Origin of the sequence: Streptomyces torulosus (assembly GCF_001419765.1) — a bacterium.
GTDB classification, from domain to species: Bacteria; Actinomycetota; Actinomycetes; order Streptomycetales; family Streptomycetaceae; genus Streptomyces; species Streptomyces torulosus.
Map to the genome: position 1 here is coordinate 1 of NZ_LIRK01001040.1, position 1,774 is coordinate 1,774.

The following is a 1,774-nucleotide window of genomic DNA, read 5'->3' on the forward strand; positions in this document are numbered from 1 at the left end:
ACCGAGCCCCCTCCCGAGCGCTCTCGGGGCCCTTGGAACCGCGGGGCCCGATCCCTCCCCGCTTCGATCACCTCTCCCCAAAGCCATTCCATCGAGTGACCGATGGGCCATCCGGCTGACGAGCGCCGAGGCCCCAACTAGGGTGCGGCGCAAGTGTTCCGGCACTTGGCCCACCGGCATTGCGATGTCAGTCGTGGGTGCCACAGTGGGGGAGTGAGCAACGTCAGGGCATTCGGCGGCCACGACGCCGACGGGAAGCCGTCGCGGCGCACGCCGCACGGGACAGCAGGGGGTGACGTCGGGTCGTGAGCGGTATGGCGGTTGGTGAGGAGGCGGGTGCGCAGGCCGCGCGCTCGCGGGCCCTCGCCGTGCTGCGCGTCCGCAGCCGCGCGTTGGCCGTGGCTCTGCTGCCGGCCGCCGTCGCGGTCGTCCTGGTGGCCGGCGTCTCCACCGGCCACCTCACCGGTCCGTTCTGGTCCACGGCACGCTGGGTGGTCTCCGGCCTCGCCGCCGTCGTCCTGCTCGCCGCCGCCGGTATCGCGCTCGTCGTGGCCCGGGCCCGGCCCGCCGTGAGCCCCACCGTCTCGATCGCCGAGGAAGCCGCGCCCGACCTCTACCGCCTGGTCCGCGACCTGGCGGACCGCCTCGACGTCCCCGCTCCCTCCGCGATAGCGCTCACCCCCGACTGCGACAGCTGGCTGGAGGACCGCACCCACCCGTCCCACACCTCACCCGACAGCCACACCTCCACCGCATCGGCCGCCACCTCGACCGGGACCTCGTCGGCCGCCGCGTCACCGTCCGGCGGCACGTCGAGCGGGGCGTCGGGCCCCACCGGCCCCGGCGGACGTGGTCCCGGCGGCGGCGACGAGATGGCCGACGCCCGAGGAGGGTCGTCAGGCGTCATGTCCGGGACTGGCGTCACGCCCGGCACCCCGTCCGGCTTCTCGTCCGGACTGTCGTCGCACCGCCGCCATCGCGCGCCCACCGCGCCCGTACTGGTCATCGGCTCACCGTTCCTGTGGTGGATGCGGGTGGGGGAGCTACGGGCGGTGCTCGCACCGGTCGTCGCGGGCACGGGGCCGTCGGCGCACCCGGACATAGCCGCGGCCCGCCGTTTCGTCCGCGGCCTGGACGCCGCCGTCGCCGTCAGCTCCGCCCCGACGCACGGTCCCCCGGTCCGTACGGTGCTGGCCGGTGTCGGCTGGGTGACCCGGCTGCTCCTGCGCGGCTGCCGGGCCCACGCGGCGGAGATGGAGCGCGGGGTGGCGGCCGCCGCGGCCGAGCGTGCACAGGCTGTGGACTACGGTCTGCGGATCGTCGCCCAGGAGCAGGTCGGGCTGGCCTACGCCGGCTGGGACCGGCTTCTCACGCGCGTCGCGCTGCCCGCCTGGCGGATGGGCCGCTGGCCGTCCCGCCTCGACGCGGGCGTCGTCGCCGCGCTCACGGAGCTGTCCCGCCGCGACCGCCTCGCCGAGGGCTTCGCCTCCCGGCTCGGCGAACGCCCCGCCTGCGACCTCCTCGAAGAACCCGGCACGGTCGACGAGGCCGCGTCGCTGCTCGCCGCGCGCCTCTTCCACGGCGGCCCCGCCGAGGCCGGCCGCGACTGGGCCCCGGTCGCCTGGAACGAGTACCCGGACGAGGTCGTCGACCGCAAATGGCGCACGGAGGCGGCCCGGCTCCACCGCGTGCTCGACGCGCTGGGCGTCCACCGCACCACCGACCGCACCGGCCCCGACCAGACCGGCCCCACCCTGGCCCGCGTCCTGGACCA

The 1,774-nt window shown here is 76.0% G+C and carries 1 protein-coding gene; it reads left to right on the top strand.

Annotation, left to right across the window (positions count from 1 at the left end; all coding sequences use genetic code 11):
* Window positions 1–314 precede the first annotated feature (314 nt).
* On the top strand, window positions 315–1,774 hold a 1,460-nt coding region (locus AOK23_RS43880; protein ID WP_055717916.1), incomplete at its 3' end, for a hypothetical protein.